Origin of the sequence: Tatumella morbirosei (assembly GCF_000757425.2) — a bacterium.
Taxonomy (GTDB): domain Bacteria; phylum Pseudomonadota; class Gammaproteobacteria; order Enterobacterales; family Enterobacteriaceae; genus Tatumella; species Tatumella morbirosei.
On the sequence record NZ_JPKR02000005.1, the window covers coordinates 602,783 to 617,461 of the forward strand.

20 protein-coding genes are annotated in these 14,679 nt (G+C 48.3%); 15 read left to right on the plus strand and 5 right to left on the minus strand.

What is annotated here, in order from left to right; genetic code table 11:
• Positions 1–60: 60 nt before the first annotated feature.
• The 4 genes from HA49_RS18285 to HA49_RS18300 form a co-directional block, all read right to left on the minus strand.
• Positions 61–1,200, minus strand: coding sequence for an ABC transporter permease (locus HA49_RS18285; protein ID WP_038016038.1), 1,140 nt, complete (start codon positions 1,198–1,200; stop codon positions 61–63).
• Positions 1,193–2,104 (minus strand): ABC transporter ATP-binding protein, encoded by a 912-nt coding sequence (locus HA49_RS18290; RefSeq protein ID WP_038016040.1) that lies wholly within the window; start codon positions 2,102–2,104, stop codon positions 1,193–1,195. Before HA49_RS18290 ends, HA49_RS18285 begins: the two co-directional genes overlap by 8 nt.
• Positions 2,097–3,038 carry an HlyD family secretion protein gene (locus tag HA49_RS18295; RefSeq protein ID WP_038016043.1) on the minus strand — a complete coding sequence of 314 codons (942 nt, stop codon included), beginning with the start codon at positions 3,036–3,038 and terminating at the stop codon, positions 2,097–2,099. The genes HA49_RS18290 and HA49_RS18295 overlap by 8 nt, the downstream gene beginning before the upstream one ends.
• Before the next feature lie 103 nt (positions 3,039–3,141).
• Positions 3,142–3,483, minus strand: a complete 342-nt coding sequence (locus HA49_RS18300; RefSeq protein ID WP_156994691.1) for a hypothetical protein — start codon at positions 3,481–3,483, stop codon at positions 3,142–3,144.
• A 917-nt stretch (positions 3,484–4,400) separates the two neighbouring features.
• Here HA49_RS18300 and HA49_RS18305 point away from each other — a divergent pair.
• From HA49_RS18305 to HA49_RS18335, 7 genes are all read left to right on the plus strand, one after another.
• Entirely contained in the window at positions 4,401–5,264 is an 864-nt protein-coding gene (locus HA49_RS18305) for a YicC/YloC family endoribonuclease (RefSeq protein ID WP_038016049.1), read from the plus strand.
• 189 nt (positions 5,265–5,453) lie between these two features.
• Positions 5,454–6,713 (plus strand): tyrosine-type recombinase/integrase, encoded by a 1,260-nt coding sequence (locus HA49_RS18310; RefSeq protein WP_038016052.1) that lies wholly within the window; start codon positions 5,454–5,456, stop codon positions 6,711–6,713.
• Positions 6,714–6,806: 93 nt separating this feature from the next.
• Positions 6,807–7,769 carry a hypothetical protein gene (locus HA49_RS20695; RefSeq protein ID WP_052752550.1) on the plus strand — a complete coding sequence of 321 codons (963 nt, stop codon included), beginning with the start codon at positions 6,807–6,809 and terminating at the stop codon, positions 7,767–7,769.
• A 113-nt stretch (positions 7,770–7,882) separates the two neighbouring features.
• Positions 7,883–8,110 (plus strand): helix-turn-helix transcriptional regulator, encoded by a 228-nt coding sequence (locus tag HA49_RS18320; protein WP_046791909.1) that lies wholly within the window; start codon positions 7,883–7,885, stop codon positions 8,108–8,110.
• A complete protein-coding gene (locus HA49_RS18325) occupies positions 8,110–8,577 on the plus strand; it encodes a hypothetical protein (protein ID WP_038016053.1) in 468 nt (155 codons plus the stop codon). The genes HA49_RS18320 and HA49_RS18325 overlap by 1 nt, the downstream gene beginning before the upstream one ends.
• Positions 8,578–8,590: 13 nt before the next feature.
• Positions 8,591–9,172 carry a BRO-N domain-containing protein gene (locus HA49_RS18330; protein WP_038016055.1) on the plus strand — a complete coding sequence of 194 codons (582 nt, stop codon included), beginning with the start codon at positions 8,591–8,593 and terminating at the stop codon, positions 9,170–9,172.
• The gene (locus HA49_RS18335) at positions 9,133–9,354 is read left to right on the plus strand and encodes a DUF4222 domain-containing protein (RefSeq protein WP_245610236.1); all 222 of its coding nucleotides are present in this window, start codon (positions 9,133–9,135) and stop codon (positions 9,352–9,354) included. Before HA49_RS18330 ends, HA49_RS18335 begins: the two co-directional genes overlap by 40 nt.
• 435 nt (positions 9,355–9,789) lie before the next feature.
• Here the strand turns inward: HA49_RS18335 and HA49_RS21900 are convergent, their stop codons facing one another.
• Positions 9,790–9,969: a YlcI/YnfO family protein gene (locus tag HA49_RS21900; RefSeq protein ID WP_038016061.1), complete on the minus strand. Its 180-nt coding sequence runs from the start codon at positions 9,967–9,969 to the stop codon at positions 9,790–9,792.
• Positions 9,970–10,108: 139 nt separating this feature from the next.
• Between HA49_RS21900 and HA49_RS21905 the strand changes: the two genes are divergently transcribed.
• The 8 genes from HA49_RS21905 (at position 10,109) to HA49_RS18380 (ending at position 14,676) form a co-directional block, all read left to right on the plus strand.
• Positions 10,109–10,339: a host cell division inhibitor Icd-like protein gene (locus tag HA49_RS21905; RefSeq protein ID WP_072055961.1), complete on the plus strand. Its 231-nt coding sequence runs from the start codon at positions 10,109–10,111 to the stop codon at positions 10,337–10,339.
• Positions 10,332–10,511: a hypothetical protein gene (locus tag HA49_RS18350; protein ID WP_038016064.1), complete on the plus strand. Its 180-nt coding sequence runs from the start codon at positions 10,332–10,334 to the stop codon at positions 10,509–10,511. The genes HA49_RS21905 and HA49_RS18350 overlap by 8 nt, the downstream gene beginning before the upstream one ends.
• Entirely contained in the window at positions 10,508–11,164 is a 657-nt protein-coding gene (locus tag HA49_RS18355; protein WP_038016077.1) for an ORF6N domain-containing protein, read from the plus strand. Before HA49_RS18350 ends, HA49_RS18355 begins: the two co-directional genes overlap by 4 nt.
• Positions 11,161–11,328 carry a hypothetical protein gene (locus HA49_RS21540; protein WP_156994692.1) on the plus strand — a complete coding sequence of 56 codons (168 nt, stop codon included), beginning with the start codon at positions 11,161–11,163 and terminating at the stop codon, positions 11,326–11,328. Before HA49_RS18355 ends, HA49_RS21540 begins: the two co-directional genes overlap by 4 nt.
• On the plus strand, positions 11,325–11,504 hold the full coding sequence (locus tag HA49_RS18360) for a hypothetical protein (RefSeq protein WP_038016081.1): 180 nt from the start codon (positions 11,325–11,327) through the stop codon (positions 11,502–11,504). The genes HA49_RS21540 and HA49_RS18360 overlap by 4 nt, the downstream gene beginning before the upstream one ends.
• 190 nt (positions 11,505–11,694) lie before the next feature.
• A complete protein-coding gene (locus HA49_RS18370; RefSeq protein WP_038016087.1) occupies positions 11,695–11,904 on the plus strand; it encodes a hypothetical protein in 210 nt (69 codons plus the stop codon).
• Positions 11,901–12,248, plus strand: a complete 348-nt coding sequence (locus tag HA49_RS18375; RefSeq protein WP_038016090.1) for a hypothetical protein — start codon at positions 11,901–11,903, stop codon at positions 12,246–12,248. The genes HA49_RS18370 and HA49_RS18375 overlap by 4 nt, the downstream gene beginning before the upstream one ends.
• A complete protein-coding gene (locus HA49_RS18380) occupies positions 12,241–14,676 on the plus strand; it encodes a primase-helicase zinc-binding domain-containing protein (RefSeq protein ID WP_038016092.1) in 2,436 nt (811 codons plus the stop codon). Before HA49_RS18375 ends, HA49_RS18380 begins: the two co-directional genes overlap by 8 nt.
• The last annotated feature ends 3 nt before the right edge of the window (positions 14,677–14,679 follow it).

The window sequence follows — 14,679 nt, forward strand, 5'->3', positions numbered from 1 at the left end:
TGCTATTAACTGGCTGCGCATTATACGGATTTCACCAGCGAATGCCTATGGTCGCGGTGATCAGTCCAGAGTTTTGCGATAACTGTGTAAACTAATTAATATCACCAGACCTCCAATAACAGCCAGTGACAACAACTCCGGCAAAAGTTCAGCCATGGTATATCCCTTCAACATAACCGCTTTGATTAAACGGATGAAATAGGTCAGCGGTAAGCAGGAACCCACCATTTGTGCCCATACAGGCATACTGATAAACGGGCTGATAAATCCGGACAACATTACCGAAGGAATAAAGTAAAACGACGACAGTTGTAATGCCTGAAGCTGATTTTTAGCCACACTTGAAATCATTATCCCGATACAAAGGCACAGGAAAATATAAATAACCAACACCAGGAACAGCAGAGAAAAACTACCAAGTACTGGGATATTAAACAGATAAACCGCAAACCACAGAATCATTAGCGACTGAAATCCACCCACCAGCACATACGGTGTGATTTTCCCGAGTATCACTTCAGGCGCTGTTACCGGAGAAATTAATAAATTTTCCATCGCCCCACTCTCACGTTCCCGGGTAATGGCCAGTGCAGTCATCAAAATCAGGGTAGTACTCAGTATTGAGCCAATAATCCCGGGAATCGTGTTAAACCGGGTTATCCCTTCAGGATTAAACATCCGCTGGATAACCAGTTCAAAGGTATTCTCCTGCTGCAGGTTCCGCAGAGATTCAGGTAAGTCGTACTGAAACATTGAACCTGCGACCTGGCTAAGTGCACTTAACGCATTGCCAATAGCCAGAGGATCAATAGCGTCACCTTGAACCAGCAATTGGGGTTTTTCTCCGCGCAAAATTTTCCGTGTAAACCCTTCGGGAATCGTTACCATAAAAAGAATGTTTCCCCGGACAAATGCATTTCTTGCTTCTTCAGCCGACGGATAGGACTGAAATGAGAAATAATCCGTGTTTTGTACACTACTGATAAAAACCTTACTCAACTGTCCGGAATCATAGTTAATCAATGCTGAAGGTATTCTGTGCGGATCCATATTGACGGCATATCCCAGAATGATCAGCTGAAGTAAAGGGGTCAGAAAAACCATTCCGATACTCACTTTATCGCGACGCAGCTCATGCAACTCTTTCATTACCACGGCTAACCAGCGTGTGAAAGAAAATGGAATTTTTATCTTAATCATGTAGTGGTTTCATCAGATGAGAGAAAGCATCTTCGAGAGTGGTTCCAACCTCCTGAATACCATAACCATCAGGGACCACCTTGCTGAGAATCCGGGCGAGATTGTTGTTATCCGATGAAGTCACGTGCAAAGTTCTCCCGAAAATAACGGTTTGTTGGATCTCCGGGAAACAACGTAATTTCGCTTCCAGGGACGTCAGTCCCTGGCCTGAAATGCTAATCGTTGTCAGCTTCTGAGCATCAATAATAGATTGTGCGGTTCCGTGCGCTAATAGCTTCCCGTACGCAAGGTAAGCCAGTTGGTGACAGCGCTCAGCTTCATCCATGTAATGAGTACTGACCAGAATAGATATCCCTCTGTCTGACAACCAGTGGAGTATCTGCCAGAAATCCCTGCGGGATTTAGGATCGACCCCGGCGGTTGGCTCATCGAGAAATAATAATCCGGGTTGATGGATCATACTGGCGGCCAGAGCCAGACGCTGCTTCCATCCCCCTGACAGATCTTTCGCCAGCTGATTCTGGCGTGATGACAGCCCCATCTCCGACAGCGTTTTGTCCACATATTGCCTGGCCGGTTTTAAATTATGTAATCGTGCAATAAATAAGAGATTTTCCCGGACAGTGAGAGCACCCCACATGGAGAAATACTGGGTCATATAACCTATACGTTTTTTAATATCATCCCGCTGCGTGAAAATGTCATAACCCAGACAATGCCCCAGACCAGAATCCGGGGTCATTAACCCACACATCATGCGTATCGAAGTCGTCTTTCCGCTACCATTGGGCCCCAGAAAACCATAGATTTCCCCTTTGCCGATTTGCAACGAAAGGTCCTTAACAACGTGCTGGTCTCCGAAGTGTTTATTCAGCCCTTCAACATCTATGCACCAGTCATTCATCAGGTACGAGCTCCACCTCAAAAGGCTGACCCACTTTAATCTCTCCGGGCTTAACAGACTCCGGTATCGCTTCAGCCATATAGATTAATTTCTCCCGGCGGACCGTACTGTATATCACCGGTGGGGTATATTCTGTCTGCGGACTAATGTAATTAACCCGACCAGTGAAAGTCCGTGGGCATCCGTCGCAATGTAAGCTAACCTTCATCCCTACGCTTATACGCCCCAGTTGTGGTTCAGGAATATAAAAGCGAATTTTGAGATTACCGTCAGGAAGCAGGCTGATCACAGGCTGTCCGGCTGTTGGCCTCTCTCCTGGCAGATACAGGGTATCGAATACTATTGCCTCTTGTGGGGCAAAAAGCGTACTTTGCTGTATGTCCCTGATAGCTTTATCCCGTTGCAGATTAGCCGATTCCACCCGCAATTGCTGATGACTGATCTGAGATTGTCTTGCGGGTAATTGTCTGGCTTCCAGCTGATGTTGTAGTTCTCTGGCACTCGCTGTCTTCTGGCTGTAATCATTGCTGGCTCGTTGCCACTCTTCGGCCGAAATAACCTGTGTTGAGTAAAGTTTCTGATAGCGAGATAACTGACTTTTTGCCAGACTGGCTGCTGATATGGCCCGTTCAAGTTGTGCTCTTATCACATTCAACTCTTCGGGCCTTTCTCCTGACATTAAATCAGTCAACAATGCCTGCTCAGAAAGATAATTTCTTTCCGCGATATTCATTGTGTTTTGAAGATTATAAGTATCCATTTTTAACAAGGGCTGGCCTTTACTGACGTGCTGCCCTTTTTTTACATAAACCGCTTCTATTTCCTCTGTCGAAAAATTAGAAAGATAAATAAAATCACCATATGAATAACCGTTAAAAGTTAAACTACTCCGAACATCACAGCCGGTCAGGGTAAAAATAAGAAAACCAAGCATAAAACGACATCTGTTGTTTTTGATTAGACATAAACTCAAAATAGCACCCTGACGTTAATCAATTTAATCCACAGTCCATTACGCCCCACGAAATCCCTCATCGTCAAACTCCAGTAATCAGAAAATACCAGGGGTAGCTATTTTTAAGCTTATTCAAAGCACAACTATTTAACCCGACAACAGAATTAAAGGATTTATCCTCAATGATGCGGTGTCGTTCCAAACCGTCAACGGGAAACCACGTTGACGCCTGTTTATCAGGCCAGGGAAGATCAACACCAGTCAGGGAAAGGAAAAAAGTAGGCCATTCCCTGTCTTTAGACGCATCATTTGCGGGAAAAATACCTTCAACATCATTCCCCGGGCTCTTTATGATTTTTTTATTAAAATAAGAAATTTTCTTCCCGGGGGAAAATTCCCTGACTACAGTATCGATGTTATCCATTTCATCTCCAAACCCAGGCATGCCAAATCAGCGTGAGTTAATTACATGCAGAGTTAAATCATCCATGACACTTTAGACTATCAGGTGTCATGACATTTCAAATTAAATTCACCGCGCATTTTCATTAATCAACATCGCATAAACATTGATAATAATCAATAAGCCACTCGTTATTTCTCCTGAAACACAAATAGCATCATTAAAATATAACCCTTAAAAAAAACAGAAAACAAGATATTTACACATCAGAAAAAAATAAAAAGTCTGCAAGCGATTAACTTATGACACTTCATAAAAAAGTTAAATATAAACCCGATATAAACATCGGATTTATACCATATAATCGAAAAACACCCGGAATACTTCATAGCCACAGACAGCAAGGTAATTATACTGCACCCTGTTTATTTTACTGTTTAAGTGGTCTTCTGCCCGGGAAAACTGCTTAGTAAGCATGGCCTGACACTTCCTGTGATTTATATTGACGACTGGCTACCAATGGATTTATTTATTCCTCAACCAGTCCGGGAAACCTGTAAAGAAACAGAAAATTTAATAGTTATGATTACTGGTATAGCGTCCACTGTATAATCACTCAGTCAGCTATTATCTGTTCACCAACTTCCATAAACACGTATGAAACTCTGTAATTCTCTGGAATAATTAATGACAGATTTGGAATATTTATCGTTAATATCTCACCTTCAGTAACCCGATGTTCCCGGGAGCCGGACTGTGGTGGGAAATTTCAGCGGATAACGTGTATTTTGGGTTGATTAATCCGCGTTAAAAAACCATAACTTATTAATATTTAAATTATTTATCTTAAATCATAGCGTTTATTGTGGTTAATCCTGTCCTCGATACAGTACCGCCGCTATAATCGCACCATAACCTGGTAAAAATGAGTAACCGATATGATCCGCAGTATGACAGCCTATGCCCGCCGTGAAGTTAAAGGTGACTGGGGCAGCGCCTCCTGGGAGCTTCGCTCGGTAAATCAGCGCTATCTTGAAACCTATATGCGCCTGCCGGAACAGTTTCGTAGCCTGGAACCAATGATTCGCGAACGTATCCGCCATCGCCTGACCCGTGGAAAAATTGAATGTGCATTACGTTTTGATGCCAGCCAGGGCGCACAGTCGGAACTGATTCTGAACGAAGCGCTGGCAAAACAGCTGATCCAATCGGCCAACTGGGTAAAACTGCAGGCTGATGAAGGCAGTATTAACCCTGTCGATATTCTACGCTGGCCTGGGGTGATGGCTGCCGCAGAGCAGGATCTGGACAGTATCAACCAGCAACTGATGGCCGCGCTGGAACTGGCACTGGATGATTTCATCACTGCCCGCGAAACTGAAGGTCAGGCGCTGCAGACAATGATTGAACAGCGGCTGGAGGGTGTGTCTGAGCAGGTAGTTAAAGTACGTGCCCATATGCCGGAAGTTATGCAATGGCAACGCGAACGCCTGATAGCGAAGCTGGAAGAAGCCGAAATCCAGCTGGAAAATAACCGCCTTGAACAGGAACTTGTGATGATGGCACAGCGTATTGATGTGGCAGAGGAACTGGACCGACTGGAGGCTCATGTCAAAGAAACCTACAACATACTGAAGAAGAAAGAGGCCGTCGGACGTCGTCTCGATTTTATGATGCAGGAATTCAACCGCGAATCTAACACCCTGGGGTCGAAATCTATCAATGCCGATATCACCGCATCCGCGATCGAACTGAAAGTGCTGATCGAGCAGATGCGTGAGCAGATCCAGAATATCGAGTAAGCTATCACAGCAGATCACCCACCAGCATTAAAACCACAAACCCCGCATCGTGTCGGGGTTTTTTGTTATCATGGGCTATCATAAAGACGCAACAAAGCGCATGATTAAAGTGTACACCTGGGTGTACCTATAGCATCAGGTGTACTCAGTTAGGTGTACACCCCCATTTTAATACTCAGGTATTCGCAAATGCCAAAACTAACAGACATGCAGATCCGCGCATGGATAAAGGCCGGGGAGAGGTTTGAGGGTAAATCTGACGGTAACGGACTTTATCTTTCCTACCGTGAGAACTACCAGACTCCTGTCTGGCGATTCCGGTATAAATTTGCAGGGAAGTCCCGAGCCATGATGATTGGTTCATATGCCGAATTATCACTATCAAAGGCCAGGGAGACAGCAAAAGAGCTATCCGCCCGGGTGTCGCTGGGTTATGACGTAGCCGGAGAGAAGCAGGAGCGCAAAGCCGAAGCACTGGCAAAGATGGAAGCCGAGAAAAACGCAATGCGGGTATCTGACCTGGCGGCAGAATATTTTGAACGCCAGATACTCAACCGCTGGAAGCACCCGGACATCCTTCGCCGCCGCATCGACAAAGATATTAATCCCCATATCGGCAATATGAAGGTTGAGGACGTTAAACCCCGCCATATTGATGACATGCTGAAGGCTATCGTAGACCGGGGAGCGCCGACCATAGCAACGGACGTTCTACGCTGGACACGCCGCATATTCGATTACGGCATCAAACGTCATGCGCTGGAGATTAACCCGTGCTCCGCCTTTGAGGTGTCAGACGCTGGTGGGAAAGAAGTAAGCCGTGACCGGTGGCTGACCCGTGACGAGCTGATACGGCTATTCCAGGGCATGAGAAATGCCAAAGGGTTCAGTCGTCAGAATGAAATCACATTCAAGCTATTGCTGGCCTTATGTGTTCGTAAGATGGAGTTATGCGCCGCACAGTGGCAGGAATTCGATTTAGATAAAGCCGTCTGGCACCTGCCGGAAGAACGCAGTAAAAATGGTGACGCCATTGATATACCGCTGCCTCCGCCTGCCGTTGAATGGCTGAGGGAATTACACACCTTTTCATGTAATAGTAAATGGGTGCTGCCTGCCAGGAAGATGCAAAACAGGATGATCCCCCACATTCAGGAATCAACCCTGCCGGTAGCGCTGGCAAAAGTCCGGGCTGAACTACCGGATGTGCCAAACTTCACTATTCACGACTTCCGGCGCACAGCGAGGACTCACCTTGCTGCGCTGGGCGTAGATCCGGTAGTCGCCGAAAGATGCCTGAATCACCGCATAAAAGGCGTTGAGGGCATCTATAACCGGCATCAATACTATGACGAACGCCGGGTAGCATTAACCCAGTGGGCGGCCTTGCTGGTGGCATTAGAGACTGGCTCAGAATACAACGTGACGCCGATTAGAAAGGCGAAGTAGCAGAGCAGATTGAGTCTAGCCCGACGGGGCGAAAAGCGGCAAACCTACCGCCTGGCTCAATCCCTTTTTAGGTTTAACGTTATAGGTGACGTGATGGGAAACGAAGATAAGAGAATACCATTTGTATTTTGTCGCATTAAAAGGGCCGCTGATTTTCTAGGCGTTACCACAGAGGACTTACTTACTCTGGCGGTTACCGGAAAAATAACCTTATGTCTAAGACTGGAGGGCATGTTTTCCAGACTTCACCTTGTAGGATCTGTACCCTATTTAACTAAATGGTTTTCATCATTAGATAGCGACCATTCTGTAATGGCAATGGCAAAAAAAATATCAAAGCATACATCCTTCTCTATTGACCGGATTTCTTACGACGATGAGAGTAATGATCCAATTTTCAACCCCCTATTTAGTAAAACCGTATATGCTGACGGAACAGTCTGTGATGATACATCTGATAGCTTCACAGGGAGAGCGTACGGATTATGGGTTCCACAATTAACGGTAATAACAGAAATAATTAATCGTGGTAAAGCAGATGTCTCTGGTCAATCACTTGGTGTTTACGAAAAAGAAGAAAGCGCACCAAGCCTGTTTTTAATCCCTATGGCTAAAAATTATAAAGACATTCCTTACCTTGAAGAATTTGAAGAAGAAGATAATTTTGAATATAAATTGGATGTTGTCGATATAGCTGAAAATGACCTATGGATCACCGCAGCAGAAGTTCGCCGAATTTTATCGCACAATGGTGACCTATGCGACATGCCTAATATATATATCAGGGATTCAGAGCCCCCACGGCAGAAGATTGTGGAAAAAATACACATGAACACAGAAAGACACGCCGCCAACCGAGAAGGGTTACTAAAATCAGCCATTAACCTCCTTTCTAAGTATCCAGAAGAATGTAGAGGCGGAAAGAAAGAAATCAGCGCCGAAAAATGGGCTGATTGCATATTGAAACGCAAGGATGAGATACCGCCTCTAATGATTACAAACAGGGATGTAATCATTAACAAATTGAGAGAAGCCCTGAATGGTCCCAAAGCATAATAGTAAAGCTACTATGCCTGTATAGTAAAAATACGCTGACTTACCAATGTATGTGTATACAGTTAAATTACCCCTAACGCCGCATATCGCGGCATCACCAAGTTAGGGGACTTATGACTACACACCACGCCACAAGCCACCAGCCATCCTTTGCACTACCACAGACCGGATATATCCGCCGTTTCCGCCTGGCTGACGCGCTAGGGGTTCACGTTGCCACAGTAGACCGCTGGGTAAAGGCAAAAACTATGCCGCAACCCGTGAAGCTGGGAGAAAAAATCACTGCTTTTGATGCGGTTGAGATTAATAACTGGCTGGCAAAGCGGAAGGAGGCAATCTGATGAAAAGAAAAAACCACCCGGCACAGGTGGCTGATTCAGATATTCGCATAGTTGATTCTACACCCGATCCGATGGATATCAAGCCGCCTTACAAAGCTGAAACATTCAGTCTCTATATGCTGACCCACCCAGACGGGATCACCGCACTGGACACCAACGCGCGCACGTTTGAGGATTTTGAGAAGAACGGCACAGGTAAACAATTCTACACCACCTGCTTACATACTGACGTTGCCAAACTCCGTAATCAGTATGGCGTTGATGTATCTGGCGAACCGGTCAAATACGTTTCACGTCACGGGTACAGCACCAACTTTACCAGCTACCGGATTGCTGACCGTAAGGCCGCAGCCCGGGCCGTTGTCCTGGTAAACCGTTGGCGTACTGAGCGTGGAGAATGTCACCTGCCGGCCGAATATTCGCAGCAGCTTATTAACCAGTTCCCGGACACTGCCGACCTGAAATAACGGAGCCTGAAAAATGAAAAATATCAGATTAACTTCTGAGGCCGCCCCTCAGTCTGAGTATGGATTTAGCAATATTAATCCTGCCAGTGAAGACCATATTTCAGTCATCAGATTCGAAGGGAAAACCATTCGAATTGTGAATATCAGCGGTGAGCCGTGGTTTATTGCTAAAGATATTTGTGATGCGTTGGAAATGGCAGATCACTTAGTTGCCTTACGCCGCCTGGATGACGATGAAAAGGGGGAGTATTTAATACCTACCCCTGGCGGCAACCAGCACATGCGGACAGTTCAGGAGTCAGGTTTCTACAAGCTGATTTCCCGCAGCCGTAAAGCAACGATTCCCGGCACATTCGCCCACGGCTTCACCAACTGGGTGTTCCGTGAAGTGATCCCATCTATCCGCAAAACCGGCTCCTATGGCGTCCCGTTCGCGTTCCTGAATGATCACAGTAAACGCCAGGCAGCCTATGACAAAAAGGCCAGTAAGCGCGGTAAAGACCTGCAAGCCTGCAAAGGTGAGAAAGCCCGGTTAATCGCCGAAGAAGCTGAGTTATGGCGCAAGTACCAGCCGCAATTGCCGGAGGTTCACTGATGACCCCACAAAAGCCAAAACGCCGCTTCAGAGACTCACATGGCCACATTGTCGCGCCTATGGGAATGAGTGCGGGTTGTGTTGTGTTTATGCGTGAAGGTTACCCGCATCCATGCCAGCAGCCGCTGGAGAAATTCAAAGCTGAGTATGTGGAGGTGACTGATGATTGCCGTCCAGAGTAATGCCCTGTCACTGGCTGGCCTGTTATCAATTGTTATGGTTGAGAACCTAACAAAACCTGACATTCATCAGCCAAATATTTGTCCGATGTTCGAGCCTTACATACCCGTAATCCGGGTATCTACACCGCGATGCGGGGAAGGTTTTTCGGACATCACCACGCGAGAGAATACTTTTGCTAAGGGCAAAAAAAAGAGCAACGTTGCGAGCGTTGCCCTTTCGACTACAGCCAATAGTTATCAGACTCTGGCTGCCTTTCTTAGCAGGATTAATGCTCAGCGCTTAGCAGAACACATTTCTGAACCATTCTCACTACAAAGACTGCCAGTATTCCTTTTCAGGAACAGAAGGTGGCAGGTCGAGTATACAACTGCCACAAGGCATACAACTAAAAACTTACTTCTGAACTTCAATTACTTTGCCTCGTTAACTACTAATCAGCCTTTTGGTTCAATGCCGCGAGATTGTAACTCTTTTCGGATAATCCGCTTAATCCAAGCAGCCAGGGATTCGTCCCCGTCCTGTTGTTGGGCAGCTTCCATCAATTCCCTGAGTTCAGGATCAAGCCTGAATTGGAATGGTGGATTGCCTCTACGTTCATTCTTGTGTGTTGACACGTTAGCTACACCGATAGTAATGTATATATGTGTGATGACACATTACTATCACATGATACAAAAAACAATGCCCCGCAGTGGTGGAACACTGGCAGGGCATCTAACAACCACCGATAGCGAAAGTATCGAGGAAGCTGTAATGCAGAATATCACACCCGCACAAGGGCGGCACTCGCTCACCCAAAATTCAGGCGCTGACGCTGTGTCATTCGTCTGGATTATCGCCGCAGTTCGCCGTGGCTGTCCGACCGTTAAGGCCACAATCTACCATATCGCCGCCGCGACAGAGCGCGAAGCCCGCCGGACGCTGGCAAAAGATCACGTTTGCTTCTTTGCCGGCCGTATTCGCCAGGGGGTTAGCAATGCGTAATCACTTTGATGTGCGCGGCTATGCCGTCAATAAGCGCGGCCTGACCGTGGGGATCGCCTACCAAATCGTTTCCTCTGACGTTAAACACGCTACGGCCCACGCAATGAGCCGGGCGCAGCAGGAAGGATTTACTCATATCCGTATCAACTATACGCGGGAGGTTCGGGTATGAACGCCATTACCCTGAGCAACAGCAACCTGCCACTGGTGGAGTACAAAGGCCAGCGCGTTGTGACCTTTGCCATGATTGACGAGGCGCACCAGCGCCCAAACGGTACAGCCTCCGCAGCCTTTCGCCGTCACCGTGACCGCTTCACCAAAGGCAAGCATTACGTTGAGCTAAACGCCGAGCAGATCCGCGAAGAAATAAAAGTCACTGGGTACGTTAAACGTACCGAGTTAAAGGGGAAGGCATCCACCGACATTAAACGTCGCTGGATAGTTAGTGACCTATTCCCCATTAAATCAAGCCACGGGATTGTTATCACCGAGCTGGGGTATCTGCTGCTTACAAAACCCTTTAACGATGATTTAGCGTGGCAGGTTCAAGAACAACTGGTAGAGGCCTACTTTCGGCCTAACCCGCACTTCTCCGACATTCGGCCTGTACTCATTCCGAGCATTCAGGAACTGGAAGCCATGCCCCTGAGTGAAGCGCAGAACCTACTGGCAGCAGCCGAGCATAAATCCCACTGGCGACACGGGAAGCACGGCAGCGCAGAAATGAGCCAGCGCAAACGTGAGTTGAAGGTATTACGCCCAGCTATCAAACGTATTACCGCACTAATTCAGATAACAATCCCCGGACTGGAGGCAGTGAAGTGAGCCAGAAGAACAATAACGATGCTTTAGACGCACTGAGCAAAATTAAAAGCCTGTTATCTGCCGCCATGTTTATGACGAAAGACGGTAAAGAGTCAGAGTTACGTTTTGAGCTTATGGAAGTGGCGCATGACACCGCTGCCCATGTACTGGAGGGTTGCCAATGATCCAGCAATTAAGCCTTCAGGAAGTGATGTGCCGCATACAGCAGGCAGAAACAGTATTGACTGTTTGGCTTCATTCGATGACGACAGATGACGGAAAAGCGCCGGATATGGTTGATGCCGTACTCACTATTCTTTCTGGGTTGGCTGATGCCCTGGCTATGGAGGCTGACTTATGAGCCGTGATCATACTTTAGAACAAGTCGCAGAAATGGCACATCAAGCGGAAATCGTATGCAGGATGTGGGAGGACTACCCACACAGCATGGCAGATAGTGAGGTTTCAGCTATGGCAACACTGTTAAGACGCTTGTCAGGCAATGTCGCAGCGTGGCTAATCGAAGAGCAGGCAGAAAAGGATCGCGGGCAATGACAATCCAGCTTGTAGACGCAGCATGTCAGGTTGAACAGGCAGAGGCCGTGCTGTCTATGTGGCTGGAATTTACCAGCGACAAAGAAGAAGCCAGCAAAATAGGCGCAATCCTCACTCTTTTATACGGCGTATATCAGGCAATTGACCGGGCAAATCAGGAAATCAGCGACTTAAAGCACCCGCAATTAAAGGAGCGCAGAGCATGATTACTAAGAATTTCCGGCTCAATGCGCTGGCTAACCAGTACGCAGCAGCACTGTACGATCATGTGACCACCAGCAACCATGGCGAATACTTCATGATTGACGCAGGCGGTGAGGCTATAAGGGTGGAGATATTGGGTGGCATCAAAGGAATGCGCCACCTGGTTGATGGGTTCGCACTGGAGGCTCTGAAAGAGAGTTATCCGGCGGCGCAGTGGGAAGATATTTGCATTGCTGTCCTGTCCCGTTGTGTTAATCGTGACGGCCTGACGGATACGGGCCGAAGCACCTGGGAAAGCATGGTTAGTGATATGGGGTCAACAGTCGCGGGAGGGAGTCATGCGTAATATCGACCTTATCCGCGAAGTAACCACCGCAGCGGCCGGTAACTGGCCTTATGTTATGGCTGGCCTGGCTGTCAGTGTCCCACAGTCACCGCGCCAGCATTCATCCTGCCCGGCATGTGGCGGTAAAGATCGGTTCCGGTTCGATGACAACGGGCGCGGCAGCTTTATCTGTAATCAGTGTGGGGCCGGTGACGGCCTCGACTTGATCCGCAAAGTTCACCAGTGCGACACCACAGAGGCGGCAAAGCTGGTGGCTGATGTGCTGGGTATTGATTACCGGACAGCCGAAACAGACCCAAAATCAGCCGGCCAGAGGCGTGACCAACTGGAACAGCAGCGCCAAAGCCAGGCCGAAGAATACCGGCAGCGTCAGGACGAAACAGAGGAAGAACGGCGGGCACAATTTGATGCTAGGTATCAGCGGCTGGAGAAAACAATAACGGACAGCGAAAGTGAATACCTGGTCACTAAGGGGCTGCGAGAAGTGATAACCCGCTGTCTGCCCGATGGATCAATTCTCCTGCCATTGACGGACGCAGAAGGGAATATCACCGCAGCACAGACTATCTCAAAGATAGGCAGTAAAAAGCTGGTGGCCGGTTCAGCGAAGAAAGGCGCATATCATGCCGTAAACGCACCACAGAAGCCGCAGGCAGTTATTCTTGCCGAAGGTTACGCCACAGCGTTAAGCGTATCCCTGATGCGCCCAGAGGCGCTGGCAGTGGCAGCCATTGACGCAGGCAACCTGTTACCGGTGGCTAAGGTGATGCGCGGGAAATACCCACAGGCGAAAATCATTATTGCCGCAGATAACGATTACCACGATGACGAACCCAACACAGGGAAGCTGGCAGCGATTAAAGCGGCGCAGGCTGTTTCTGGGTGGGTGACGCTACCGCCCGGCGACCACAAAGCCGACTGGGATGATTACCGTCAGCAGTACGGGCTGGAAAAGGCTACAGCAGCATTTAACCAGGGATTGTACCAACCAGAGGGAGGAGCTATGACCGCACAGCTACAGGTGATTAGTGGAGGCAAAGAGACCGGACGGAAGACAGGCGGCGACATAGCGCGGATGCCAGCCAACCAGAAAGCGCGGTTACTTTCTCAGCGATGGGATGAACTGGCAGTAAATCCAGAAAGTCAGGCGGTGTACCAGTATCAGTCCGGGGCATGGGAGAAACTACCGGATAGTGTGATAGAGCGCGAAATGGTTCAGATATTCGAGGAGTTTGAAGCTGATTACACAGAGAAAGGCATTAAGTCCGTTGTCGCTACGATGAAATTACAACTGGATGCGATAGGAGAAGCCAGAAATGACCTAATCGGCTTTGAGAATGGTGTTTATGACCTTAAAACACAGCAGTTCAGCCCGCACAGTCCGGGGAACTGGCTGATGAACCACAACGGAATCACTTACACCGAGCCGGGAGAGGCAGAAAATATTGTTACCCACGCGCCCAGCTTCACAAAGTGGCTGACTCATGCGACCGCCGGTAATGCCCGCAAAGCGGAACGGATTAAAGCTGCCCTGTTTATGGTGTTAGCCAACCGCAGCGACTGGCAGCTATTTATCGAGGTTACAGGGGAAGGTGGTAGCGGGAAATCTGTTTTCAGTGGCATAGCCACCACCCTGGCGGGTGAACATAACACAGCCAGCGGAAGCATGATGACACTGGACACACCGCGGGGCCGGGCACAACTGATCGGCAAAAGCCTTATCCTGATGCCAGACCAGACAAGATATGTCGGGGAGGGTTCCGGCATTAAGGCCATTACCGGTGGTGATGCCGTGGAGATTGACGGGAAGTATGAGAAACAATTCTCGACCGTCATTAATGCCGTTGTACTGGCAACCAATAACGAGCCTATGACCTTCACCGAGCGCAACGGCGGCATTGCCAGACGGCGGGTGATATTTCCCTTTAACATTCCAGTGTCGGATGCTGATAAAGACCCGGAACTGGCAGCGAAAATTCGCCGGGAAATACCGGTTGTGATCCGCCACCTGTTAGCGATATTTGCCGACCAGGACAAGGCGAAACGGCTTCTTATCGAGCAGAGAGAGTCACAGGAGGCAATGAGCGTGAAGTGCCACACTGACCCGCTGTATGGCTTTTGCGGGCATATCATCGCGCTGGGCGAGGCTGTCGGAATGTTTATGGGGAACCTGAATATTTCACCGCGAGCGCCGAGGATTTACCTGTACCACGCATACCTTGCCTATATGGACGCGCACGGGTTCGAGAGGCCATTAACGCTTACCCGGTTCGGATCGGATTTCCCGAAGGTGATGAAGGAGTACGGGGCCGAATATAAAAAGGCAAAGACGAAAGCTGGCATCCGCTACAACATGGAATTAGCCGAGAGTGCTGACGATTGGCTGCCCGCCGTGCCACGACTAAAAGATGATCCAGAATACCCGTAGGAA

What these genes read in the sequence shown, in the direction of transcription:
- HA49_RS18285 (WP_038016038.1), bottom strand. Translation starts at nt 1,200, where the DNA reads ATGATTAAGATAAAAATTCCATTTTCTTTCACACGCTGGTTAGCCGTG.
- HA49_RS18290 (WP_038016040.1), bottom strand. Translation starts at nt 2,104, where the DNA reads ATGAATGACTGGTGCATAGATGTTGAAGGGCTGAATAAACACTTCGGA.
- HA49_RS18295 (WP_038016043.1), bottom strand. Translation starts at nt 3,038, where the DNA reads ATGCTTGGTTTTCTTATTTTTACCCTGACCGGCTGTGATGTTCGGAGT.
- HA49_RS18300 (WP_156994691.1), bottom strand. Translation starts at nt 3,483, where the DNA reads ATGGATAACATCGATACTGTAGTCAGGGAATTTTCCCCCGGGAAGAAA.
- HA49_RS18305 (WP_038016049.1), top strand. Translation starts at nt 4,401, where the DNA reads ATGATCCGCAGTATGACAGCCTATGCCCGCCGTGAAGTTAAAGGTGAC.
- HA49_RS18310 (WP_038016052.1), top strand. Translation starts at nt 5,454, where the DNA reads ATGCCAAAACTAACAGACATGCAGATCCGCGCATGGATAAAGGCCGGG.
- HA49_RS20695 (WP_052752550.1), top strand. Translation starts at nt 6,807, where the DNA reads ATGGGAAACGAAGATAAGAGAATACCATTTGTATTTTGTCGCATTAAA.
- HA49_RS18320 (WP_046791909.1), top strand. Translation starts at nt 7,883, where the DNA reads ATGACTACACACCACGCCACAAGCCACCAGCCATCCTTTGCACTACCA.
- HA49_RS18325 (WP_038016053.1), top strand. Translation starts at nt 8,110, where the DNA reads ATGAAAAGAAAAAACCACCCGGCACAGGTGGCTGATTCAGATATTCGC.
- HA49_RS18330 (WP_038016055.1), top strand. Translation starts at nt 8,591, where the DNA reads ATGAAAAATATCAGATTAACTTCTGAGGCCGCCCCTCAGTCTGAGTAT.
- HA49_RS18335 (WP_245610236.1), top strand. Translation starts at nt 9,133, where the DNA reads ATGGCGCAAGTACCAGCCGCAATTGCCGGAGGTTCACTGATGACCCCA.
- HA49_RS21905 (WP_072055961.1), top strand. Translation starts at nt 10,109, where the DNA reads ATGCAGAATATCACACCCGCACAAGGGCGGCACTCGCTCACCCAAAAT.
- HA49_RS18350 (WP_038016064.1), top strand. Translation starts at nt 10,332, where the DNA reads ATGCGTAATCACTTTGATGTGCGCGGCTATGCCGTCAATAAGCGCGGC.
- HA49_RS18355 (WP_038016077.1), top strand. Translation starts at nt 10,508, where the DNA reads ATGAACGCCATTACCCTGAGCAACAGCAACCTGCCACTGGTGGAGTAC.
- HA49_RS18360 (WP_038016081.1), top strand. Translation starts at nt 11,325, where the DNA reads ATGATCCAGCAATTAAGCCTTCAGGAAGTGATGTGCCGCATACAGCAG.
- HA49_RS18370 (WP_038016087.1), top strand. Translation starts at nt 11,695, where the DNA reads ATGACAATCCAGCTTGTAGACGCAGCATGTCAGGTTGAACAGGCAGAG.
- HA49_RS18375 (WP_038016090.1), top strand. Translation starts at nt 11,901, where the DNA reads ATGATTACTAAGAATTTCCGGCTCAATGCGCTGGCTAACCAGTACGCA.
- HA49_RS18380 (WP_038016092.1), top strand. Translation starts at nt 12,241, where the DNA reads ATGCGTAATATCGACCTTATCCGCGAAGTAACCACCGCAGCGGCCGGT.